Genomic DNA, 22,698 nt, shown 5'->3' with positions numbered 1-22,698 from the left:
ATGTGGCTGGCAGATCACCGGGCAGGCGATCCGTGCCCCTCGCTTGTTCCTCTGCATCACATGCCAAGGATAGCCACATGCCGACATCAGATTCCCGGCCCGCCACGGTGGTGCTGGTCTCCAACTCGTCCTTCTTCCTCTACAACTTCCATCGCGGTGTCATCGAGGGCCTGCGCGATACGGGCTATCGCGTGGTGTGTCTCGCTCCCACCGATGCACACAGTGCGCGCCTGGTCGATGAGCTCAAGGTCGAGCATCGGCCGCTGGGGATGGAAGGCAAGGGCACGTCACTCGTGGGTGAGGGCAAGAGCCTGATGGCGCTGTTGATGACGCTGCTCAAGCTCAGGCCACGCTATGTCCTCAACTTCACCATCAAGGCCAATATCTACTCGGGGCTTGCCTGTCGCCTGCTCAACATCCCCTACACCAACAACGTCTCGGGACTGGGCACCGCCTTCCTCCACGACAGCTGGCTGTTCCGCCGGGTACGGGCGCTGTACGGCATCGCCAATCGCGGCGCACGCTGCGTGTTCTTCGAGAACCGGGATGACCAGGCGCTGTTCCTGCGCATGGGGCTGCAGAAGTCGACACCTTCCGTGGTGCTGCCCGGAGCGGGGATCGACCCTGAACGCTTCGCCTTCACCGAACAGCCCCAGAGCCCGCCGCTGACCTTCGTGATGGTCGCGCGGCTCATCGCCGACAAGGGCGTGCGGGAATACGTGGCAGCGGCGGAACGCCTGCATGAGCGCTATCCCCAGGCACGCTTCTGGCTGATCGGGCCGTCGGGCATCAGCAACCGCACCGCGATCAGTGACGAGGAAATCGCCCAGTGGCGTGCGCGGGGCGTGCTGCATTATCTGGGGGAACAGCGTGATGTCAGGCCGTTCCTGGCCGAGTCCAACATCCTGGTGCTGCCGTCCTACCGAGAAGGCATGCCGCGTACGGTACTCGAAGCGGCCTCGATGGGACGTCCCGCCATCGTCAGCGACGTGCCCGGCTGTCGCAGCTCGGTGCTGCCGGGGGCCACTGGCTGGCTGTGCGAGGCCGGCAGCATCGACTCTCTCGAGCAGCACATGCAGGCCTGCCTGGAAATGCCCCGCGAGGCCCTGGAGGCGGCGGGGCTGGCCTCACGGGAGCGTATCGAGCGCGAGTTCGATCAGGCCATCGTGGTACGGGCCTATCTCGGGTGCATGCAGCACACCCTGGCGCCGGAAATCGGACGGGGACGCGGCGCGATGTCACCGGCCTGAGCGGCGAAAGCATGACGGATTTGCTGCTATGCAGTGCGGCGAATATCGGAAACGGCGTGCGCGCGAGAGGCGCATAATGGACAGACCACGTTACCTGTCAGGCCGTCATCCTTCTGGTGCCTGCGCCGCCGTTACCTTCACGTCGTCATCGCCTTGTCGTTACCACGCCCACACGGCGCGAGCCCGCGGTGTCAGTCTGCCGAGTAGAGGGCAGCGCATGATGGCGATTGCGCCATTTGACTGTCCTGCCAGTTGCCATGCACGTAATGGAAGCATCTCGGGGTCGTGCCCGGGATATCTGAGAATACATGGAGTAGAGAGTCATCATGCGTGGATATCGTTTCTGCACCCAATGTGGCGGTGCCAGCGTGCACCGTATCAAGCGCCACTGGTGGCAGCGGCTGATCGGGCTGCCGCCTCGCTATCATTGCGAGGACTGTGGCGTGATTGACCAGGTCTCCGACAGGGAGCATCACCCAGCTCTGCATGAGGCGAAGCCGGGCGGTAGAGCCTCCTCCTGAGCGACGCATGATGTCGTCGTGACACCGCGATCGTGGGCCGAGCTCGCGATTGTCAGGCGAGACAGCGCGATGGCCATGCATGATCGACCCTCGCCAGAGCCCCCGGACATGGCTTCTCGCCAGAGCCCCTCGAACTGGCTTCCGAGCTAGCCTTTCGAAATGGCTCACTCGATATCGTCCACTCGAAATAGCCCTTCAAAATAGACCCCGCCATCGACACTCGTCGGTGGCGGGTTTTTTCTGCGCCGGAGATTGTCATGTCTGGTGCACCGCGCCCCTGGCTGCGCCTGCCGGACACGGCTCTCCTGCGTGAATTTCCCTGCACGGAGCGCATGAGAAATGAAGATCCTGTTCATCGTCGGCAATCTTTCCAGTGACGGCGGTACGGAACGCGTGACCTGCGAGATCGCCAGTGGACTGGCACGCGCGGGACATGATGTCACCATCGCCAGCCTGTTCGGTCCCGCGACCACCTCCTTTCATCTCGATGACGCTGTCATGACCAGTGAGCTCAAGCTCAAGGAAGCGCGCGGTGGCGTGCGCCGCTTCATGGGCATCAGCTCGGGTCTGCTTGCCAAGGTGCGCCGCCATCAGGCGGATGCGGTGATTCTGGTGGACTCCATCCTGTTCGCCTTCTGTGCGTCATGGGCACCTTTCGTGCGTTCGCGACTGGTGTGCTGGGAGCACTTCAATCTCGGCACGCATCATGGCTCGCACCTGCGCACGGTGGGGCGCTCGACCGCGGTGCGTCTGGCGGATGCCATCGTGGTGCTGACCGAGCGGGACGCCACGGCGTGGCGTGCACGCTATGGCATCACCGACAAGGTGCAGGCGATCTGGAATCCGGTGCCGCGCATCCCCCAGGAGGATGCGCCGACTCAGGCATCGCGCACCGTGCTGGCCGTCGGCCGCCTCACCGAGCAGAAGGGATTTGATGTCCTGCTGGAGGCCTGGGCCAGGGTCGCCCGTCAACATCCGGACTGGCGACTGCGCATCGTCGGCTGGGGAGAGGATGAGAACGCCCTCAAGGCCCAGGCCTGGACGCTGGGTCTGAGCGAGAGCGTGGTCTTCGTCGGTCGCACCTCCCGGGTGGAAGAGGAGTATCAGCGGGCGGCGCTGTTCGCGATGAGTTCGCGCTGGGAGGGATTGCCGATGACGTTGCTGGAGGCGCAGTCCTTCGGTCTTCCTGTGGTCTCCACCAACTGCGAGACCGGCCCGGCGGAGATCCTCCAGGGCGGCAGTGGCGTGCTGGTGGATGTGGAAGATGCTGCGGCACTGGCGCGTGAGCTCTGCCTGCTGATCGAGGACGCGCCGCGGCGCCAGCAGATGTCCCTGCTGGCGCGCGAGAACGCGGCACGCTTCGATGCCGACGTCCTGTGTGACGAGTGGCAGCAGCTGCTGGCGCGCATGCTGCCCGGGCAGCGGGTGCTGGACAAGGCATCCTGAGGCTCGGCCTAGAATGCCTCGCGTCGTATCAGAAACGTGCCGGGGAGCAGGGTGCCAGCCAGTCCGGTAAGCCTTCGGCTAAACACTCGCTGACAAGTCGCCCGGTCACGCCCGCCAGGGTCACGCCGATATGCTGGTGGCCATAGGCATGGATCACGCGTGGCTCGTTGGGTGACGGGCCGATCACCGGCACGGAGTCCGGCAGGGTGGGGCGAAAGCCCAGCCAGCGCCGGGCTACCGGGGCATCCAGTCCCAGCACCCTGCGCACTCGGGTTTCCAGATAATCGAAGCGGGCCGGGTTGGCGGGCCCCGCAAGCGAACTCAACTCCACGGTGCCTGCCACTCGCAGACGCGGCCCTTCGGCGCCTCGCAGAGGCGTCATGTAGAAGGCACTCTCCACCGGACAGGTCGGGCGGTTGAGCGGCGAGTGCTCGAGATCGAATTCGATGTGGTAGCCACGCTCGGTATCCAACGGAATCCTGTCGCCGATCTGGCGGGCGAGATGTGCCGACCAGGCCCCGGCCGCCAGTACCACGCGGTCCGCCATCAGCCGTCTGCCGTCGGCGTACTCCAGCAGCATGCCGGAGGCCTGAGAGCTCAGGCGGGTGACCTCGGCGGTGACGAGTCGGCCCTCCTCGCGCAGCGGAGCGGCTAGGGTATCGATGAACACCTGCGGGTCATCCAGATGACAGGAAGAGGGGAACAGCACGCCGCCGGCGGTATGGCCTGCCATGGCGGGTTCCAGCGCGATCAGCTCGTCCGCTGTCAGTACCTGCTGCTGGATGCCGAGCTGGTCACGCAGCCGGATATCGCCCTGTGCGGCCTGCAGGTTCTCGGCCTTGCCGTAGGCATATAGACAGCCCTTGCGCTGAATCATCCCGGCCGCCGCCGGGGCAGCGTCCAGCAGCGGCTGATAGTCCTCGTAGGTGTGACTGAGCAGACGCGCCAGCATCTCGCTGTTGGCTCGAAAGCGCGTGGCGTTGCACTGACCCATGAAGCGCATCAACCACGGCGAGAGCCTCGGCAGGCACTTCCAGTCGATGACGAAGGGGGAGTCAGGTGACAGCAGCAGTGAGGGCATGCTGCGCCAGATCTCGGGGCGAGCGATGGGCAGGCAGCCATAATCCGCCAGGGTACTGGCATTGCCGAAGGAGGTGCCGCTGGCGATGCCCTCGCGCTCGATCATCGTCACCTCGTGGCCGCTGCGCCGCAGCCACAGGGCGCAGGCGACACCGACGGCGCCCGCGCCGATCACGGCCACTTCCGTGTGTTCGCTATCACTCATCGAATGCTCACCATGTTGTCTTGTCGTTGTTGTCGGGGTGCTTGCGCCGCAATGCATCGCGCCCCGGAGTCAGCCGGGGCGCAGAGTGTGACAACCCGAGCATGCCTCGCAGGGGAAATCTCGGCAAGGGCGTCCTGCGTCTCGGCAGCGTGTCCGCCAGGGCGATGGGCGCCGGGCGATGAGCGACTTGCGGCGAGCGGTTCAGGAGCCATTCGGCTCCTCGAAGGGCAGCGGGATGTCATCGCCACGCCGCACGGCGAAGACATTCAGCGTCATCGCCACCAGAGCGTAGTAACCCAGTATGCCAACCAGTTCGACCACGACCGTCTCGCCGAACATCGCGACGGCCTCGGCATACAGCGCATCATCGATACGTCGCTCGGCGTAGAGTGCGCGGGTGACGCGATGGATCAGCCGCTCATCATCGCGGTCGAACTCAGGCTCCCGCTCCTCGCGCAGTGCCGTGATGACATCCGGCGAGAGACCGGCCTGCTCGGCGATCGGCGCGTGGATCTGCCATTCCGCCTGGGACTTCCACCACACCGCCGTGGTGAGAATCGCCAGCTCGCTCAGGCGCAGCTCAAGGCCGGTAGCGTAGCGGCAGAAGGCGCCGAGTCGCTGGGCGTGATTGGCAAGCTCCGGACTGTGGACCCAGGCCAGAAACGGGCCATCGAGGTTGCCGCGCGGGCCGCTGAGAATCTCGGCGATCACCTCACGTTGGGCTGCGCTCATGCTGGCCTCATCCAGTTCGGTCAGGCGCGATGTGATCGCCATGAAAGTCACTCCATTCAAATCCATTCAAAGATCGTGGGTAGGCAATGCGCCTGCAGCTGAGCCGTCACAGGCTGGCCAAGGTGGTGTCGATGGCACGCCCCAGCCTGTCGGTGATCTCGTCCAGATGTGAGTCTTCCAGCATGAACGGCGGCGCCAGCAGGATGTGATCGCCCTGGCGGCCACCCAGGGTGCCGCCCATCGGGTAGCACATCAGGCCTTCGGCCATGGCAGCCTTCTTGAGGCGAGCATGCAGCTTGAGCGCAGGGTCGAAGGGGCGTTTGGTGTCGCGGTCGGCCACCAGCTCCACGCCCTGGAAGAGACCGCGACCACGGATGTCGCCGATGTGGGGATGGTTCGCGAAGCGCTCGTTCAGGCGTGCCTGCAAGCCATTGCCCAGCCGCGTGACCTGCGCCAGCAGCTCGCGGGACTCGATGGCCTGCTGGACGGCCAGTGCCGCGGCACAGGCGGTGGCATGGCCGATGTAGGTATGGCCGTGCTGGAAGAAGCCGGAGCCATTGGCGATGGCGTCACGAATGCGCTGGCTGACCAGGGTCGCGCCGATCGGTTGATAGCCGGCGCCCAGCCCCTTGGCGATGGTGATCAGGTCCGCCGTGACACCTTCCTGCTCGGCGGCGAACAGGCTGCCGGTGCGTCCCATGCCGCACATCACCTCGTCGAGAATCAGCAGCACGCCGTAGCGGTCACAGACCTCGCGGATGCGCGTGAAGTAGCCCGGCACCGCCGTGACGGCCCCCAGGGTGGCACCCACGACGGGCTCGGCCACGAAGGCCATCACGTTCTCACCGCCCAGACGCAGGATTTCCGCCTCAAGCTCGGCGGCGAGACGCACGCCCATCGCCTCGGGCGTCTCGTCGGGTTGCTGGTCCCGATAGGCGTAGCAGGGGCTGACGTGACTGACGTTGATCAACAGCGGCTCGAACTGCTGGCGGCGCCAGGCGTTGCCGCCAGTGGCCAGCGCGCCCAGCGTATTGCCGTGATAGCTCTGACGCCGCGCGATCAGATGCTTGCGTTGGGGCTGGCCGATCTCGACGAAATATTGGCGGGCCAGCTTGAGCGCTGCCTCGACCGCTTCCGAGCCACCGGAGACGAAGTAGACGGAGTCGAGCCCCTCGGGGGCGCGCTCGATGAGGAAGTCGGCCAGCTGCTCCATCGGCTCGCTGGTGAAGAACGAGGTATGCGCGTAGGCCAGTCGGCTGACCTGATCCTTGATGGCCTGAGCTACCGCTTCATCGCTGTGGCCCAGGCATGAGACGGCAGCGCCACCGCTGGCATCCAGATAACGGCGACCCTCTCGGTCGACGATGTAGGGGCCATCGCCCTGCACGGCGGTGGGGTAGTCCTGATGGAGGTTGCGATGGAAGACGTGGCTCATGGGGGCTCCGTGGGGCGGGGGCGCGAAGGTGTAATGCAAATATGTAGTGCATTTGTCGTTTATGCAATCAATAATTGCATGTTGTCGCTTGTGCCTTCGGACTCGACCCGCCAGAGATGCTACCGTTGCCGCCATCTGTCCTGTCCCTTGCCAAGGAGGCATCCCATGCCCCCATCCTCCCGAGCCCCCGGGCCCGCATCCCCTGACTCGCCGCCGGAGACCCTGGAAGGGTTGAAGCAGCTGCTGGTGGCGATCGATCGTCGTGAGGTGGCGATCCGCCTCGGCGCGAGTTCCCGACGCGTGCTGGCCGTGCTGATCGAGTCGCCGCAGCGCACGGCGGTGTCTTCCATCAGCCAGCTGGCGGAGATGACCGGCGTGAATGCCTCGACCTTCTCGCGTCTGGCGCAGCGCCTGGGTTACGAGGGCTTCAGCCGGTTTCAGGCTGTCTTCCGTCAGGCCGTGACGGACGGCGAGCACTTCTACAGTCAGCAGGCGGCGCGACTCTCGTCACGTGATGCCGACAGTGGTGCCATGGCACAGCTGGCACGACTGGGGCGTCAGGAAAGCGCCAACATTCTCGGCATGCTCGAGAAGGTGAACGCCGCGGACTTCGAGGCCGCGACCACCTTGCTGGCCGAGGCACCGCGCGTGCGCCTGCATGGCATGCGTCAGTTCAATTCTCTGGCACTGTTCATGGCCTATGGACTTGGCATGCTGCGCCCGGACGTGGCGCCGCTGGATGCCAGTCGTCAGGGCGTGGCGGATGCGCTGGCCCAGCTGACGGCCGGCGACGTGCTGGTGGTGGCCAGTTGCTTCCCCTATACCCCAAGCGTGGTGGCCTGTGCCGAGGTCGCAGTGAAACGCGGAGTCGTGGTGATCGCGTTGACCGATTCGGCCAGCTCCCCGCTGGCGCCGCTGGCGCGCCACAGTTTCCATGTGCCCAATCACAGCCTCTTCTACAGCAACAGCATGAGCGCCTTCATGTTTCTCGCCGAAGGTCTGCTCAGCGAGGTGGCCAGCAAGCTGGGAGAGGCAGGCGTGGCCTCGCTCAAGCAGCGCGAGGCGATCATCACGGAGCTGGGAGGCGCACGTCGCTGATCTGGCGCCGATGCACTTGTCCCATCTCACGCGGCATGGCTGGGCGGGCGCACCAATTGGCAGCATCTGTCTGCTCGCCTCCGTTCGCGAATAACTGAAGGCGCGCCAATCTGGTGCAAGGGTGTCGCCGCGGTGATGTTCACTCTCGCCGTGCAGGCGTGTCAGTCATGAAGGCACGCCTTGCAGCGTAGGGTCTGCAGGCATGTGCAGGACCAAAGAGGGGCCTGAAGAAATTGGCGTGATTCCTGCAAAACGACTGAGATGAAATGACATCTGTCAGTGCAAGGAATCACCCATGAGTCGCGAATACCGTTACACCCTGGGCAGTCAGGTCCATCGCTTCGCCAGTCTGGCCGAGCTGATGGCCAAGGCGACCCCCGCCCGCTCCGGAGATCGCCTTGCTGGCGTGATCGCGGAAACCGCCGAGGAGCGAGTGATCGCTCAGCTGTGTCTGGCCGAATTGCCCCTCAAGACCTTCCTGAACGACGTGCTGATTCCCTACGAACAGGACGACATCACCCGCCTGATCATCGATGAGCATGATCCGGTAGCCTTCCTGCCGATCGCCCATCTCACCGTCGGCGACTTCCGCAACTGGCTGCTGAGTGATCTCGCGACGCCCGCGGTACTGGCGCAGGTGCGTGCCGGCATCACCCCGGAAATGGCTGCGGCGGTCAGCAAGCTGATGCGCAATCAGGACCTGATTCTGGTCGCGAAGAAGTGTGAGGTGGTCACGGCCTTTCGCAATACCATCGGCAAGAGCGGCCATCTCTCCACGCGCCTGCAGCCCAACCATCCCACCGATGATGTCACCGGCATCGCTGCCAGCATTCTCGATGGCCTGCTCTACGGCAACGGCGACGCCGTGATCGGCATCAATCCGGCCACCGACAACGTGGCCCAGAGCATCAAGCTGATGCGTCTGATGGATGAAGTGATCCAGAAATACGAAATCCCCACCCAGTCCTGCGTGCTCACCCACGTCACCAACACCATTGAATGCATCGAGCAGGGCGCCTCGGTGGATCTTGTCTTCCAGTCCATCGGCGGCACCCAGGCCACCAACGAGAGCTTCGGCGTCGAGCTTTCCGTGCTGGCGGAGGCCCAGCAGGCCGCGCTGTCGCTCAAGCGCGGCACGGTGGGCGACAACGTGATGTATTTCGAGACCGGCCAGGGCAGTGCGCTGTCCGCCGATGCCCATCACGGCCTGGACCAGCAGACCTGCGAGGCACGCGCCTATGCGGTGGCCCGCAAGTACTCGCCGTTGCTGGTGAACACCGTGGTCGGCTTCATCGGTCCCGAGTATCTGTTCAATGGCAAGGAGATCATCCGCGCGGGGCTTGAGGACCACTTCTGCGGCAAGCTGCTGGGGCTGCCGATGGGCTGCGACATCTGCTACACCAATCATGCCGATGCCGACCAGAACGACATGGATACCCTGCTGACGCTGCTCGGGGTGGCCGGCTGCAACTTCATCATGGGCATCCCCGGCTCCGATGACATCATGCTCAACTATCAGACCACCTCCTTCCACGATGCTCTCTATGCCCGGCGGGTGCTGGGCCTGGGCCCGGCGCCGGAATTCGCCGCCTGGCTCGAGGAGATGCAGATCTTCACCGATGTCGCCCAGCAGAAGCTGCCCGCTGACATGCCATCCTGCTTTGCCGATTCCCTGCGTCAGGTGTCCGGAGGTGAGGCATGAGCCACGACTCCTCCCCCAGTGATACGTCATGCGCGGCTCGCGAGGGCCAGCAGGGAATGGCTGTCAGCGAGTCGCCCGCCATCGTCACGCCCAATGCCTGGCAGTTGCTGGGGCAGTTCACGGATGCGCGCATCGGCCTGGGCCGCGCCGGCATCAGCCTGCCGACCCAGCGCTCGCTGGAATTCCAGCTGGCGCATGCCCGCGCGCAGGACGCCGTCCATCTGCCGCTGGAGATTCCCCGGCTGACCGAAGATCTCCAGCAGCTGTCTGCACTCGAGAACGCCCCAGATATTCAGCATCTGCACAGCCGCGCCGTGGATCGCACCACCTATCTGCAACGCCCCGACTACGGTCGGCGTCTTGATGAGGCCTCGTGTGAGCAATTGTCCAGCCTCGCACCGGAGCCTGCGGATCTGGCCATCGTGATCGTCGATGGGCTGTCGTCTCTGGCGGTCCAGAACAACGCCGCGCCCTTCATCGCGGCATTGCTGGAAACGCTTGCCGAGGAGGGTCCGGATGCCTGGACGCTGACACCCATCAGCGTGGTGGAGCAGGGACGGGTCGCGATCGGCGATGAAGTCGGTGAACTGCTCAAGGCGCGGGCGGTGCTGGTGATGGTCGGCGAGCGCCCCGGTCTCAGTTCTCCGGACAGCCTCGGCCTCTATCTCACCTGGCAGCCGCGCGTCGGCCTCAGTGATGCCAGTCGCAACTGCATCTCCAACGTGCGCCCGGCAGGGCTCGACTTCGCCATGGCTGCCCAGCGTCTGCATTACCTGCTGCGCGAGGCACGCAAGCTCGGCCTCACCGGGGTGGGGCTCAAGGACAGAAGTGGTGACAACTCGCTGGAGAGCGGGGGCGGTATCCAGAACTTCCTGCTGTCCTGACGGGATGGCAGCGCATCAGCGGGAATCTCCCGATCCAACAATGACAATGCTTGACGGAAACTAGGCGGCACCATGACTCGCGACACGAATCACGACATGAATCACGACACCAACGAGCAGGACTATCTGGCCAGACGCCAGTTGAAGAAGGGCACGGCGGGCTGGATTCTGCTGGCGGGACTCGGGGTCTCCTATGTGATCTCCGGCGATTTCGCCGGCTGGAATTTCGGTATCGCGGAGGCGGGCTGGGGCGGCTTCGCGATCGCGGCGCTACTGATGGGCATCATGTATCTGGCGCTGGTGCTGTCGCTGGCGGAAATGTCAGCGGCGATACCGGCCGCCGGCGGCGGTTACAGCTTCGCGCGTCAGGCCATGGGCCCGGCCGGCGGCTATCTCACCGGCCTTGCGGTATTGATCGAATATGCGCTGGCACCCGCAGCCATCGTCATCTTCATCGGCAGCGCGGTGGAGTCGCTGCTGGGCATCAATGGCCCGATCATCTACGCCATCTTCTACCTGGTATTCATCGGCATCCACTTGGCGGGGGTCGGCGAGGCGCTCAAGGTGATGATGGTGATCAGCGGCCTGGCGGTGTTCGCGATCATCGCCACCGCGGTCGCGCTGATCGGTGACTTCGACAGCAGTCGCCTGTTCGACATCGCGCCGACGGATGCCTGGGGCGCCAGCGATTTCATGCCCAATGGCTGGTATGGCATCTGGGCCGCGCTGCCCTTCGGCATGTGGCTGTTCCTGGCCGTGGAAGGGGTGCCGCTGGCGGCTGAGGAATCGCGCAATCCGGCTCGTGATGTTCCGCGTGGCATCATCGGCGCCATGCTGTTTCTGATGTTCACCGCCGTGCTCGTCGTCTTCCTTCTGGCCGGTGCCGCCGGTGCCGAGGCGATCGGCAGCAGTGCCGTGCCGCTGGTGGATGCGCTGAACGCGACCGGCAGCGAAGGGTTGGCGACGCTGGTCAACGTGCTGGCACTGGCCGGGCTGGTGGCCTCGTTCTTCTCGATCATCTACGGCTACAGCCGTCTGGTGTTCGCGCTGTCACGGGCCGGCTATCTGCCCAAGACGCTGTCGCTGACCAGCAAGCGCAAGGCGCCGACCTGGGCGCTGGTGGTGCCGGGCATCTTCGGTTTCCTGGTCTCGCTGACCGGTGAAGGCGATCTGATCCTGGGCATGGCGGTGGTGGGGGCGACAGTCTCCTATGCGCTGATGGCCGGCAGCCATATCCTGCTGCGTCTGCGCCAGCCACAACTTGCGCGCCCCTATCGCACGCCGGGTGGCATCGTGACATCTTCCATCGCGCTGGTGCTGTCGCTGATCGCGCTGACCGGGGTCTATGCCTTTGACCCGCGCGCCTTCAACTACACTCTGGTGCTGTTCGTGGTGGGCATCGCCTACTACGCCATCTTCAGTCGCCATCAGCTGGTGGCGAAGACCGCCGAGGAAGAGTTCGCGCTGGTGGCCAATGCCGAGAGTGATCTCGCGGCCAGCTGATCCGCTCAGGCAGACCCTTTAGCAAAGACGACAACGCCCGCCATGGCTGACCATGGCGGGCGTTGTCGTCTCTATCTGATGGGCAGGATCAGATCAGAAAGGATACTGCGCCAGAAATTGCTGGGCGGCGGCGGCGGGGTCCTCGGCACAACACAGCGCCGAGACCACGGCGAGGCCGTCAGTGCCGCTGCTCATGACGTCTCCCGCATTGGTCAGCGAGATGCCGCCGATGGCCACCGTCGGCAGCGGGCTTGAGCGCACCAGCTGGGTGAGTCCTTCGATGCCCAGCGGTGCGGCGTGATCGGGCTTGGTCGCGGTGGCATAGACCGGGCCGAGGCCGAGGTAGTCGATGCGCTCGAGATCGACGGCCTTGAGCTGCTCAAGCGTCTGGACCGACAGGCCGATCAAGGCGTCCTCGCCCAGACGGCGACGCGCCTCGACCGGGTCGCCATCGCTCTGGCCGATGTGCAGGCCATCGGCGCCACTGGCCAGCGCGACCTCGATGCGGTCATTGATGATCAGCGGCACCTCGTACTCGTCCAGCAGCGCCTTGAGGCGGATGGCCTGGGCGATCATCTCCTCGTCGCTGGCGTGCTTGTCGCGCAGCTGCACGACACTGACGCCGCCGCGCACGGCGGCCATCACGGTGGCTTCCAGGCCGCGCTCGGCGCACAGCGCGGGGTCGGTGACCAGGTAAAGGGATAGATCAAGTGACATCGGTCAGCTCCAGGCGAGAGGCAAGCAGAGTGGAATCGGCGTCGAGAGTATACAGGGCATCCAGGAAGCGTGGCACGAAGCTGCCCGGGCCCTCTGCTGACTGGCCCGCCGTCTCACCGGCCTCGGCGTAACAGGCCAGCGCGGCGGCGGTGGCCTGCAAGGTGTCGTCATGTCCGTCGAGTGAGGCGGCGAGGAAGGCGGCGACCACGCTGCTCAGCGCGCAGCCCATGGCGGTGACGCGGCCCATCAGCGCATGGCCGCCCTGAATCGTGATTTGCCGCTGGCCATCGGTGACGACATCGACGTGGCCGGTCATCGCCACCACGCAGTTCTGCGCGCGCGCCAGGGTGATGGCGGCGCGGCTGGCGCGTTCCAGCGCATCTTCGCCGTCATCGCCGCTGTCCACGCCACGGCCCTGATTCATCTCGCCGGCCAGCGCCAGCACCTCCGAGGCATTGGCACGTATCACGCTGGGGCGATATTCCAGCAGCGCGCGGCACGCGTACTGGCGCAGGCTTGAGGCGCCGATGCCGACGGGGTCCAGCACCCAGGGTTTGCCATCGCGGTGGGCGCACATCGCCGCCAGCTGCATGGCCTCGATCCAGCTGGGCGACAGGGTGCCGATATTGATCGACAGCGCCGCACTGATGGCGGAGATTTCCTGGATCTCCTGCTGCGCATGCGCCATCAGCGGCGAGGCGCCAATGGCCAGCAGGGTATTGGCGGTCGGGGTCATGGCGACATGATTGGTGATGTTGTGCACCAGCGGGGTGGTCTGACGCAGACGGCGCAACGCGTTGCCGGGGGAGTGGGATGGCGATGTCATCATGGAAGCTCGTGGTGAAAGACAGGGAAGACGCTGTGAGTCGAGGGTAAGAGCTTGCGCTGCAAGGTCAAGCGACGACCGTCGTGAGCGTGTGGCTGACCCGGTAGTCATCGAAAGTCGCGCAAAGGGTAATAAATAACATCATGGTTCTATAAACCTTGACGACAAGTCCATAAGATACAGGGCCTTACGGTCTTTTGTGTACGAGTCATCAGTCAAGGGTCATGCAGTGATACGCACAGGTCATCGCGGTAGCGTCAGCAATTCGAGCAGCAGTCACTCAAATATCGCCAGCAACAGCAGCACGAGTAGCATCAGCAAGAACACGCGCGGCCGGCAGCCCTCTGATGGCTCTCGGCTTGAGCGGATTGTCAGACGGGTGGTGACGGCGCTGGCAGTCCCCGTGCTGTTGGGCGCTGCGGCCAGCAGTCAGGCGAATGCGGTGATTGCCAGCTGGAACCTGAAACATGCCGGCTGGAACAACGGCAAGCATCTCGAGCAGGTCGCGGCGGTGGCCAGCCACATGGATCTGATCGGCCTGCAGGAGGTGATGAAGGAGGAGGTCGTCAGCGAGCTCGAGCAGCAGCTGGAGGCCCTGACCGGCGACGAGTGGGACAGCCTGGTCAGTCATGCGGTGGGGCGCAGCACCTATACCGAGCGTTACGCCTATCTGTATCGCGACAAGACGATCGCCTATCAGGGCGGGGCTACCGTCTATCTCGATCCCGAGGATGTGTTCTCGCGCGAGCCGCTGCTCGCCACCTTCGTCGAGAAGGACACTGGGCGGGCCTTCAGCGCCGCCAACGTGCACATCGTCTATGGCGACAGCAAGGCGGATCGCTCGCCGGAAATCCGCGCGCTAGCCGATATCTATGACCTGATGAAGGAAATCTCGCCCGGCACCCCGGCGATCATCATGGGCGACTTCAACATGGCACCGGATGAGCCTGCGTGGGGAGATCTGCGTACCCTCGGCCTGCGCCCGCTGATCACCGAGGGTGCGACGACGCTCTCCAAGACCGATGGCCGCTATGCCTCGCTCTACGACAACATCTGGTATGTGCCGAGCGAATGGCCCAAGGCCAATGGCGACGTGTTCCGCTTCCCGGACTATCTGGGTATCAGTCATGAGACAGCGCGTGCCGATGTCTCGGACCACGCGCCGATCTATCTGTCGGTGACCGGCGAGACACTGGCGTTGCTGCCGCTGGAGGGTGGTCAGCCGCAGGCAGCCGGGGCAGAGGTCGCCTCCCGCAGGGCGTCAAAGACCTCCAGCTCGGCGAGTCAGACCTGCATCGACCTCAACACCGCCAACGCCGACCAGCTGGATCAGCTGCCCAATATCGGGCCGGCGCGTGCCGCAGACATCATCCGTCAGCGTCCGTGGAGTTCCAGTGGTCAACTGACCCGCATCAGCGGTATCGGCCAGGGCACGCTCAGCGAGATCGTCGCCAGTGGGCTACTGTGCAGCTGAGCTTTTTTCAGAACTGGCCTGTTCTGAACTGATCAGGCCTGAGCCTGAGGAAGTATCGGCCCCGGTCACACGGAAATGACGAAGCCAGCCATCACGCAATCCAGGTGATGGCTGGCTTCGTCGTATCGAGGCTGGTGGCTGTTTCCCCGGTGCCGCCTGAGGTCAGCTCAGATACTTCTCGAACCAGGCAAGGGTTCTGTCCCAGGCGAGCTTGGCGGCCTGTTCGTCATAGCGTGGGGTCGAGTCGTTGTGGAAGCCGTGGTGGGTGCCGGGGTAGAGATAGGCCTCGTAGACCTTGTCATGCTCCTTCAGCGCGGCTTCATAGGCGGGCCAGCCGGCATTGACGCGCTCGTCATGCTCGGCGTAGTGCAAGAGCAGCGGGGCCTGGATGGCCGCGACTTCCTCGGCGCGTGGCTGGCGGCCATAGAAGGGCACGGCGCAGGCCAGTTCCGGATAGGCGACGGCGGCCGCATTGGAGACCCCGCCACCGTAACAGAAGCCGGTGATGCCGATCTTGCCGGTGGTGCGGTTCTCGGCCATCAGGTAATCGATGGCGGCAAAGAAGTCGTTCATCAGCTTTTCCGGGTCTACCTGTGCCTGCAGCTCCTTGCCCCTGGGGTCGTTGCCGGGATAGCCGCCCACCGAACTGAGGCCATCCGGCGCCAGCGCGACATAGCCGGCCTTGGCCACACGCCGCGCCACATCCTCGATATAGGGATTCAGGCCGCGGTTCTCGTGCACTACCACCACGCCGGGCAACGGCCCGCTGGCATTGGCCGGTGTCACTCGATAGGCGCGCACCTCGCCGTGGCCTTCGGGAGAGGGGTAGGTGATGTATTCGGCGACGATGTCGGGGTCGGTGAACTCGACCTGTGAGGCCAGTGCGTAGTTCGGGCTTAGACTGGCCAGTATCGAGGTGGCCGTCATGCCCGCGACGGCAAAGGCTGCCGCGCGATCCAGAAACTGGCGGCGGGTGATCTGGCCATGCACATAGCCGTCATACAGCTCCAGCAACTCGGGGGCAAAATCCTTTGCGGTCAGGCGGGTCATGTCAGACTCCTGTGATCAAGGGAATTCTGAACATAGCAACCCTGAGGTGACGCCACCATGTCAGCGCGAGTCTTTTTGTCGGATAGGCGAAGGGAGGCTGAATTCGGCATTCTTCCTGTACTACGCTCACCAGAGCGGTGGCCAATCGCTTGAGGCAAGCGGTGGGTGAGCGGTGAGCCGCCTGAGAAGCGTGCTCAAGACGTCTGACGTGGAGGCCAGCATGACAGAGGCGGAGTATCAGAGATTGCGCTGGAGAAGCATCGCGCTCACCAATGCCCAGTTGGTGTCGGCCGGTCTGGCGGTGGTGAATCTGTTTCGCGGCGATTTCGCCTCGGTGGTGGTGCTCGTCGGGGTCTGCTGGGTGCTTGGCTGGTTCAAGCCACGCTGGGATGTCTAGCGTTGATGGCGGGCCTATCGCGCCAGTTGCGGATGGATATTCATGAAAGTGGAACGTATTGTATGGAAAATTGATGTTTGATGGCGGATGATGGCGAAGCAGGCCGAGAGATTGCTCTGACTTGCCTTCATTTCCGTGCCATCGGCATGGCGCGGTGAACGACGTTTCTCAAGGAGGCCACATGTCCAGGACACGCATGGTGACCCAGTTCGGTATGGGCACTTCCATTCGCAGCCAGAACTACACCGAGGCGGCGGCCCGCGGGATACGTGATGCCCTGTGGCACAACTCCCTGAATGTGGCGGATGCCTTCGGCTTTCCCAGGGAGGCGATGCTGATCGAGGTCGAGATCGGCGTGCAGCAGCCCGACAAGGTCGACAGTGACGCCCTGCTGGGGATCTTTCCCTATGGCCAGCCCAGCGTGAAGGTGGTCAAGGGCGGACTGGACGTGGCCAAGCCGGATGGCAGCGGGGTGAGCGTGATCGCCAATGTCGCCCTCATCGTGTCGTTTGACATGCTGGCGAGCGGTATCGACATGCCGGAGCGCCCTCAGGCTTCGCGACAGACCCGCCATCCGTCAGGAGGTCAGGCATGAGCGAGCAGCGCATCATTCTCGAGATGGGCACCGGCAATGACCTCTACGGAGAGGACTACACCAAGGCCGCCTGCCGCGCAGTGCAGGATGCCCTGCATCATTCCTCCATCGTGCTGTTTCAGTCCCTGGGCATCGACCATCGTCAGATGCGTGTCGAGGTCACCATCGGCGTACAGACACCGGAGGCCGTGGATGTGGATGTCGTGACATGCGAGTTGCCACGCGGGCGCGCCGAGGTCACGGTGGTGCACGGTGGGCTGAATGTGCATGATGAGGCCAATGGCCAGACCCATGTCATCGCCTCGGCCGCCATCGCGGCAATGCTGGAGATCGAGCACGACGACTGGCAGCTGTGCCCGCCATCGTCTGGATAGTCCGTAGTGTCCAGGCAGGCCGTATTGCCTGCATCGCCTGTCTGCAAGGGCACGCAAGACAAGACGCCCCATCTGTCACTGACAGATGGGGCGTCTTGTCTTGCCGGCTAGCCGGCCGTCGCGTCCGGGAGCGAGTCCCTTGGATCAGGAGGCGTCCCGAGTAGTGACGTGGGTGATCACCGACATGCCGATGCGCACCTTGTCGAAGTCGGGTTGATCGGGGTCAAACGCGATCTTGACCGGCATGCGCTGGGTGATCTTGGTGAAGTTGCCGGTGGCGTTCTCGCTGGCCACTGCCGAGAAGGCGTTGCTGGAGGCCGGTGCGATGCTCTCGACATGACCGTGGAAGGTCTTGCCCGGCAGGCTGTCCAGCGTCATCTCCACCGGCTGGCCCGGCGCCATCTCGGCCATCTGGGTCTCGAGATAGTTGGCGACCACGTAGGCTTCCTTGTGTGGCACGATGGCCAGCAGCGAGGAGCCCGGCTGCACGTAGGCACCGACACGCAATGAGCGCTGGGTGACGATGCCATCCTTGGGGGCGCGGATGGTGGTGTAATCGACGTTCAGCGCTGCCTGCTCAAGCGTGGCGCGCGAGCGCTCGACCTCGGCGCGGGCCTCGACGCGCTGAGCCTGCAGGACACCGATCTGTTTCTCGGCCGAGCGCTGAGCGGCCTGATACTGCACGAGTCGTGCCTCCCAGATGCCCTGTTCCTCATCGGCCTTTTCCTTGTCCTGCTGGGAGGCGGCATTGGTCATGCGCAGGCTGCGATAGCGTTTGGCATCATTGCGTGCGTAACGCAGTGACGCCTCGGTCGCCTTCACTTCGGCGAGGGCTTGCTGGACCACCGCGCGCTGACGTTCGATGTTGGCGTCCAGATCTCCTACCGCCGCCTGACTGGCGGCGAGATCCGCCTGGGCGGAATGCAGGGAGGCCTGGTAATCACGGTCGTCCAGCGTGGCCAGTATCTGCCCCTCGTGAACCACCTGGTTGTCTTCCACCCGTACCGTGTCGATCTGGCCGGCCACCCGTGGGGTGACCATCACGCTATCGGCACGCACGTAGGCGTTGTTGGTGGCCTCGCGGCCATCGTGACCCTTCCAGTAGAGCGCTGCATAGAGAATCAGCAGCAGCAGGGCCAGTCCGCTCAGCAGCAGAGTCGTGCGTGTCTTGTTCATGGCAGTATCGTGTTCTCGCTTTTCAGGTCGCAGGAGAGTGGGTGTGCTGGCGGGCGGCAGGTGCCGGTTGCGGCGGGTAGGCGCGCACCGGCAACACCATGACCAGCACCAGCAGGGCCACCACGAAGGGAATGATGGCGAGGTAGGCATCCGCGTAGCTCATCACCGCGGCCTGCTCGGAGAGGCGCGTGGCGATATCGCGCGCGGCGTCCAGCGGGATGAGGCCAGCGGGCTGATTGCCCTGCAGGCCCAGCGCCTCGCTCAGACGGGTCGAATGCAGGGCATCACGCTGGACGATGAAGCTGCCATAGACAGTGGCGGCCACCACCGTGAACAGCGCCCGCAGCGAGTTGACCATCGCGGTGGCGAAGGGGCCGTCCAGCGGACTGATGGCGCCGGTGGCATTCATCAAGAGCGGCACGACCACCATCGGTTGGCCCAGGGTATTGAGCACCTCGATGAGCAGGAAGTTGTCACGGTTCCAGTCGCTGGTGAGCTGCGAGCCCAGCAGGCAGCTGATCAGGATCAACACCAGGCCCGTGGCCATCACATAGCGGCTGTCGACGTTCCTGCGATTGATCAGTGTCGCCACCAGCGGTGCCAGCACGAGCTGCGGCAGAGCCATGGTCAGCATCACCGGGAACAGCTGCATGGGGCGATAGCCCTGTACCTCGCCCAGGAAGGCGGCGGGAATGGTGCCGGCGGCCAGGGTCAGGAACATGAAGGTACACAGGGTAAGAATGCCGAAGGCGAAGTTGCGATGGGCCAGGAGCTGCAGCTTGTAGAGCGGCAACGGGTGGAACCATTCGTGGATTAGGAAGGCGGCGAAGGCCAGTCCGCCCGTGCCCAGCAGGGCGATGATCACGGGGGAGTTGCCCCAGTCGAGACGCTCGCCCTGGGTCATGCCGGCCACCAGTGCGCACAGGGCGGTGACGCCCAGCAAGGCACCGAGCCAGTCGAACTGCTTGAGGCGCTCCAGCTTGAGCGGGTCCTGTGGCAGGCCCCAGGACACCAGCGCCGCCGCGATGAGACACATCGGCGCGGTTTCCCAGAACACCAGATTCCAGTCGCCCAGGTCGCCATAGAGTGCGGCCAGCGGTGCCGACAGATAAGGGCCGAAGGTGGCCGTCATCGCATAGGCTGACAGGCCATAGAGCTTGCTGTGCCACGGCAGAAAGCGCAGCGCCGACATCATCAGCAGCGGCAGGATGCTGCCGGATGCCAGCCCCTGGGCAACGCGCAGCCCCGCCATCAACGGGAAGCTGTCGGCCAGTGGCACCAGAAGCGAGAACACTGCCAGTGACAGGCAGGCACCGATGGCGAAGCGGCGCAGGCTGAAGGTGACGGCCAACCAGCCGGCCAGCAGCATCATCGAGACTTCAGCGGCGCTGTAGAGGGTGGTCAGCCAACTGCCTTCATCATGGGAAAAGCCGAAATGACCGATCACATCCGTCAGCACCGTCTGAGTGACTCGCTCGCCGACACCGGACATCAGCGAGGCGAGCAGGATACCCACGAGGCCGAGAGCGATTCGTAGATTGAAGGGTTGAGCAGCAGCCACTGGCAGGTTCTCGCGTCTGACGGAAAGGGCAGGAAGATATCGCGGTGGGTGTTTCGTTATGCGGTACACTGTACCATTCAGTGGTTTTGTTGAGCAAGTAGTTAGCTTGTTAAGGAGATGTGACTTGACCACACGTGAAGGCGGTGGCGTACAGGTCGTGGCCAGGGTCGCGGCGATTCTCAAGAGCCTGGAAGGCAATGAGCGGGGCATGAGTCTGGGGGAGATCGCGCAGCGCAGTGAGCTGCCGCGCTCCACCGTCAAGCGGCTGGTGGACGCGCTGGCGCAGGAGGATCTGCTGGAGATTCATGGGCATGGCGGTATCCGGCTGGGGTCTGCCTTGATGCGACTGGCGCGGCATAGCCAGCTCGACATCACCACGCACGCCAAGTCATTTCTGGAAGCCTTGAGTGTCACCACCGAGGAGACGGTGGTGCTCTGCAGCCTGAGCGGCAACGAGTTGCTGATACTGCATTCCGTATTGTCCCCGCAGCCCCTGCGGGTATCGCCGATGGCCGGCAATTTCCTCTCACTGCACGCGACGTCCAGTGGCAAGGTCCTGCTGGCACACCTGCAGGACGCGCAGGTCAAGCACTTGCTGGGAACCGCGCTCACGGCCTACACGGACAAGACCGCGAACATGCCCGAGCTGCTCGAGCAGCTGGCGGAGATTCGTCGCTGCGGATACGCATACGACGCCGGTGAGCACACCCGCGGGGTCGCGGCCATCGCCATGGGTCTCGAGACCAGTCAGGGGCATTACGCCATCTCGGTACTGGGACCGGAGTGGCGCATTGCCAGCCGGCATGACGAGATCAAGACGGCCCTCGGCCAGACCCGTGACGAGATGCTCAAGACGTTCCGGTCACTGGAGTGAAGGCATCGACAAGAGGCAGGGGGCAGAAGAAGGCTGCAGATCACCAGGGAGGTGGAGGTGAGGCGGGGGAAGAGGTGAATCGGACACGCCACGGGCCTTGAGTAGGCGCCGTGGCGTGTCTGTCATGCGGCTTTCACCAGCGGGGGAGATCAGGCGTGTCGGGTGGCGATCAGGTGATCGGCCAGGGTCATCAACTCATCGGCCACATGGTCCGGTGTCGGGACATTGCTTGCCGGCAGCACGGCATTGTGCGGACGCGTCAGGAGTGCACCCTGCATGCCGGCTGCCTGGGCGCCGATGGTATCCCAGACGTGACAGGCGACCATGCACATGTCATCGAGCTTGACCTCGAGTTGCTCGGCCACGTGCTGGTAGGTCGCGGGCGCCGGCTTGAACTGTTCGACGGCTCCGACACTGAAGTGCTGCTCGAAGGCCTCGCTGATGCCGGCCTTTTCCAACGGTGTCGGTGAGGCACCGGCGGGAGAGTTGGTCAGGGTCACCAGGCGAAAACCGGCCTGCTTCAAGCGCTCAAGCGCCGGTGCGACGTCGGGGTGAGCCGGCATCTCGGCCATGCGCGACTTGAGCTCATCGATATCGCTGTCCTTGAGCGTGACCTGATGGATATCGGCGACCATCTTCAGGGTACCCACGCCAAGCTCACCGAAGGGGGTATAGCGATGCGCAAGCGTCATGGTCTGGGAATACAGCACCAGTTGCGCGAACCATTCACGCAGCACGCCTTCATCGCCGAAGACGCGCCCGAACAGCGGTGAAAGGGTGGTGATGTCGAGCAGGGTCTCGTTGACGTCGAATACCAGAACGGAGACGGGCTTTGGGGTGGACATGAACACTCCTGGACAGACTGGGTGTGGGGTGTGGGCCTGGGGAGGCAGTACAGCGGATGTCGGTGAAAGGAGTCTCCCTGCATTGCTGGCCCGGTAGCGCCCATCGATTGCCTACCAGCTTACGCAAATTTGAATGATTGCTCAACAATCGACAGGAGGCGACCGTGATGGGGCCTGGCCATGACGAAAAAAGCCCCTTGCCCCTTCTGATGACAGGGGGCAAGGGGCGCTGGTTCGATGCACGCATGCGTCGGTCATCGACTCATGCGTGCATCGCTGCCTGGGGCTTGATCAGTCGTTCTGATAGGCACCGGCGGCATAGGTCATTTCATAGCTGTGGCTGTAGACCTCGAGGATGTTGCCGAACGGGTCTTCCATATAGACCATGCGGAACGGCTTCTCGCCCGGGAAGTACTCGCGTACCGGCATGCGCTGCTTGCCGCCGGCGGCCACGATGCGTTCGGCCAGCCCTTCGACGTCCGGGTCCTGAACGCAGAAGTGGAAGATGCCGGTCTTCCAGTACTCGAAGTTGTTCTCCGGCGTCTCGTGGTGCGGGAATTCGAAGATCTCGACCCCGATACGATCACCGGTGGACAGGTGGGCGATGCGGAAGCTGCCCCAACCCGGACCGAAGACATCGCTGCACATCACGCCGATGGCGGAGTCGTCTTCGGTGATGGTGGTCGGCTCCATCACCACGTACCACCCCAGTACCTCGGTATAGAACTTGACGGCGGCTTCCACATCACCGACGGACAGGCCGATGTGGGAGAAGGTGCGCGGATACGGTGTGTGCTTTTCGCTGCTCATGATTCACCTCGTGAAGGGAGTCGTGAAGGGAATTGGCTCAGTCACTGTCTGCGTGACGTTGGATGCCATCTTGGGTGTCATGAGCAATAATGAAAACTACGTAGCTGTTATGATAGTGATAAGAGTTCGTTATGGCGGACCGG

21 protein-coding genes are annotated in these 22,698 nt (G+C 64.0%); 11 read left to right on the top strand and 10 right to left on the bottom strand.

Annotated elements, in window-relative coordinates; genetic code table 11:
* Window positions 1–77 precede the first annotated feature (77 nt).
* Complete coding sequence (locus HXS65_RS16190; protein WP_084208247.1) at window positions 78–1,250, top strand: glycosyltransferase family 4 protein; 1,173 nt, start codon at window positions 78–80, stop codon at window positions 1,248–1,250.
* Window positions 1,251–2,110: 860 nt separating this feature from the next.
* Window positions 2,111–3,217 carry a glycosyltransferase family 4 protein gene (locus HXS65_RS16185; RefSeq protein WP_084208248.1) on the top strand — a complete coding sequence of 369 codons (1,107 nt, stop codon included), beginning with the start codon at window positions 2,111–2,113 and terminating at the stop codon, window positions 3,215–3,217.
* Between the two features lie 28 nt (window positions 3,218–3,245).
* On the opposite strand, the gene HXS65_RS16180 is transcribed toward HXS65_RS16185, so the two are convergent.
* The 3 genes from HXS65_RS16180 to HXS65_RS16170 all read right to left on the bottom strand — a co-directional run bounded on the left by HXS65_RS16180 (window position 3,246) and on the right by HXS65_RS16170 (window position 6,669).
* On the bottom strand, window positions 3,246–4,502 hold the full coding sequence (locus HXS65_RS16180; RefSeq protein WP_176494388.1) for an FAD-binding oxidoreductase: 1,257 nt from the start codon (window positions 4,500–4,502) through the stop codon (window positions 3,246–3,248).
* Window positions 4,503–4,703: 201 nt separating this feature from the next.
* Complete coding sequence (locus HXS65_RS16175) at window positions 4,704–5,276, bottom strand: carboxymuconolactone decarboxylase family protein (RefSeq protein ID WP_176494387.1); 573 nt, start codon at window positions 5,274–5,276, stop codon at window positions 4,704–4,706.
* Window positions 5,277–5,340: 64 nt separating this feature from the next.
* Complete coding sequence (locus HXS65_RS16170) at window positions 5,341–6,669, bottom strand: aspartate aminotransferase family protein (protein ID WP_176494386.1); 1,329 nt, start codon at window positions 6,667–6,669, stop codon at window positions 5,341–5,343.
* 165 nt (window positions 6,670–6,834) lie between these two features.
* On the opposite strand from HXS65_RS16170, the gene HXS65_RS16165 reads away from it, so the two are divergent.
* The 4 genes from HXS65_RS16165 (at window position 6,835) to eat (ending at window position 11,856) form a co-directional block, all read left to right on the top strand.
* Entirely contained in the window at window positions 6,835–7,767 is a 933-nt protein-coding gene (locus HXS65_RS16165; RefSeq protein ID WP_176494385.1) for a MurR/RpiR family transcriptional regulator, read from the top strand.
* A 295-nt stretch (window positions 7,768–8,062) separates the two neighbouring features.
* The gene (locus HXS65_RS16160) at window positions 8,063–9,469 is read left to right on the top strand and encodes an ethanolamine ammonia-lyase subunit EutB (RefSeq protein ID WP_176494384.1); all 1,407 of its coding nucleotides are present in this window, start codon (window positions 8,063–8,065) and stop codon (window positions 9,467–9,469) included.
* A gap of 56 nt (window positions 9,470–9,525) precedes the next feature.
* Window positions 9,526–10,353, top strand: a complete 828-nt coding sequence (eutC, locus tag HXS65_RS16155; RefSeq protein WP_176494421.1) for an ethanolamine ammonia-lyase subunit EutC — start codon at window positions 9,526–9,528, stop codon at window positions 10,351–10,353.
* Between the two features lie 96 nt (window positions 10,354–10,449).
* A complete protein-coding gene (gene eat, locus HXS65_RS16150) occupies window positions 10,450–11,856 on the top strand; it encodes an ethanolamine permease (protein WP_176494383.1) in 1,407 nt (468 codons plus the stop codon).
* Between the two features lie 93 nt (window positions 11,857–11,949).
* Here the strand turns inward: eat and thiE are convergent, their stop codons facing one another.
* On the bottom strand, window positions 11,950–12,573 hold the full coding sequence (gene thiE, locus HXS65_RS16145; protein ID WP_176494382.1) for a thiamine phosphate synthase: 624 nt from the start codon (window positions 12,571–12,573) through the stop codon (window positions 11,950–11,952).
* On the bottom strand, window positions 12,563–13,399 hold the full coding sequence (gene thiM / locus HXS65_RS16140; RefSeq protein WP_176494381.1) for a hydroxyethylthiazole kinase: 837 nt from the start codon (window positions 13,397–13,399) through the stop codon (window positions 12,563–12,565). Before thiM ends, thiE begins: the two co-directional genes overlap by 11 nt.
* Before the next feature lie 403 nt (window positions 13,400–13,802).
* On the opposite strand from thiM, the gene HXS65_RS16135 reads away from it, so the two are divergent.
* Window positions 13,803–14,873: an endonuclease/exonuclease/phosphatase family protein gene (locus tag HXS65_RS16135; protein ID WP_255304533.1), complete on the top strand. Its 1,071-nt coding sequence runs from the start codon at window positions 13,803–13,805 to the stop codon at window positions 14,871–14,873.
* A 162-nt stretch (window positions 14,874–15,035) separates the two neighbouring features.
* Here the strand turns inward: HXS65_RS16135 and yghX are convergent, their stop codons facing one another.
* Window positions 15,036–15,923, bottom strand: coding sequence for a YghX family hydrolase (yghX, locus tag HXS65_RS16130; protein WP_176494380.1), 888 nt, complete (start codon window positions 15,921–15,923; stop codon window positions 15,036–15,038).
* A 220-nt stretch (window positions 15,924–16,143) separates the two neighbouring features.
* Here yghX and HXS65_RS16125 point away from each other — a divergent pair, with 220 nt between their 5' ends.
* The 3 genes from HXS65_RS16125 (at window position 16,144) to HXS65_RS16115 (ending at window position 17,289) form a co-directional block, all read left to right on the top strand.
* A complete protein-coding gene (locus HXS65_RS16125; protein WP_157109441.1) occupies window positions 16,144–16,320 on the top strand; it encodes a hypothetical protein in 177 nt (58 codons plus the stop codon).
* Between the two features lie 181 nt (window positions 16,321–16,501).
* Window positions 16,502–16,915: a Lin0512 family protein gene (locus HXS65_RS16120; protein WP_176494379.1), complete on the top strand. Its 414-nt coding sequence runs from the start codon at window positions 16,502–16,504 to the stop codon at window positions 16,913–16,915.
* A complete protein-coding gene (locus HXS65_RS16115) occupies window positions 16,912–17,289 on the top strand; it encodes a Lin0512 family protein (protein WP_176494378.1) in 378 nt (125 codons plus the stop codon). The genes HXS65_RS16120 and HXS65_RS16115 overlap by 4 nt, the downstream gene beginning before the upstream one ends.
* A gap of 144 nt (window positions 17,290–17,433) precedes the next feature.
* On the opposite strand, the gene HXS65_RS16110 is transcribed toward HXS65_RS16115, so the two are convergent.
* Both HXS65_RS16110 and HXS65_RS16105 read right to left on the bottom strand, forming a co-directional pair.
* On the bottom strand, window positions 17,434–18,465 hold the full coding sequence (locus HXS65_RS16110; protein ID WP_084208260.1) for an HlyD family secretion protein: 1,032 nt from the start codon (window positions 18,463–18,465) through the stop codon (window positions 17,434–17,436).
* Between the two features lie 22 nt (window positions 18,466–18,487).
* Window positions 18,488–20,026 carry an MFS transporter gene (locus HXS65_RS16105; protein ID WP_218015103.1) on the bottom strand — a complete coding sequence of 513 codons (1,539 nt, stop codon included), beginning with the start codon at window positions 20,024–20,026 and terminating at the stop codon, window positions 18,488–18,490.
* Window positions 20,027–20,150: 124 nt separating this feature from the next.
* On the opposite strand from HXS65_RS16105, the gene HXS65_RS16100 reads away from it, so the two are divergent.
* The gene (locus HXS65_RS16100) at window positions 20,151–20,900 is read left to right on the top strand and encodes an IclR family transcriptional regulator (protein WP_176494361.1); all 750 of its coding nucleotides are present in this window, start codon (window positions 20,151–20,153) and stop codon (window positions 20,898–20,900) included.
* 149 nt (window positions 20,901–21,049) lie between these two features.
* Here the strand turns inward: HXS65_RS16100 and HXS65_RS16095 are convergent, their stop codons facing one another.
* Both HXS65_RS16095 and HXS65_RS16090 read right to left on the bottom strand, forming a co-directional pair.
* The gene (locus tag HXS65_RS16095) at window positions 21,050–21,745 is read right to left on the bottom strand and encodes a haloacid dehalogenase type II (RefSeq protein WP_176494376.1); all 696 of its coding nucleotides are present in this window, start codon (window positions 21,743–21,745) and stop codon (window positions 21,050–21,052) included.
* Between the two features lie 291 nt (window positions 21,746–22,036).
* Window positions 22,037–22,555, bottom strand: a complete 519-nt coding sequence (locus tag HXS65_RS16090; RefSeq protein WP_176494375.1) for a lactoylglutathione lyase family protein — start codon at window positions 22,553–22,555, stop codon at window positions 22,037–22,039.
* Between the last annotated feature and the right edge of the window lie 143 nt (window positions 22,556–22,698).

It is taken from the genome of Cobetia sp. 5-25-4-2 (assembly GCF_013374075.1).
Taxonomy (GTDB): Bacteria; Pseudomonadota; Gammaproteobacteria; order Pseudomonadales; family Halomonadaceae; genus Cobetia; species Cobetia marina.
Note: the sequence above shows the minus strand (reverse complement) of the source record. Positions and strands in the feature narration are given on the sequence as shown.